Raw genomic sequence first — 509 nt, 5'->3', positions numbered from 1 at the left:
CTCTTTAATCAGTAGCTGTGAGTGACTACCTACTCGTAGCAGGTAGGTGCCTTGGCTGAGCGCGTCTGTGTAGAGGACGGTCTCAGTCTGCTCTAGAGTCATCTGCAAGACGACCTCTCCCTGCATAGAGGTTAGGTAGGCTGTCTGACCGATACACTCTGCTGGTACCGTGATGACGATACGCTCTGCAAAGGGGTTAGGATAGACAGCTAGCTCTGCCTCAGAGATCTGAGAGATAGCATTTACCTTCTTGAAGGTAGCCTCGACCTTGAGGTCCTGGTCGCCTAGAGTGACGATGAGCTTATTGCCCTCGATCTTCGTATCGGCACCAGCGACGGCAGGCTTGCCATTGACCATCCAGTGGTCTAGCTCATAGCCCTCCTTAGGCGTAGCGGTAAAGGTAATAACAGCACCCTGCTCTACCTGATCCTTGCTCTGGATAGCCTTAGCCTCGGTACCAACCGTTGCTGCGATAGTACCACCCTCACCAGCGGTAAAGGTACGACATG

At 53.2% G+C, this 509-nt stretch carries 1 protein-coding gene; it reads right to left on the bottom strand.

Features of this window, described 5'->3' with window-relative positions; genetic code table 11:
* A partial coding sequence (locus PORUE0001_RS02710; protein ID WP_007364939.1) for an InlB B-repeat-containing protein occupies positions 1–509 on the bottom strand: 509 nt, incomplete at both ends.

The organism is Porphyromonas uenonis 60-3, assembly GCF_000174775.1.
Lineage (GTDB): Bacteria > Bacteroidota > Bacteroidia > Bacteroidales > Porphyromonadaceae > Porphyromonas > Porphyromonas uenonis_A.
This window is presented reverse-complemented; position numbering and strand designations above follow the sequence as displayed.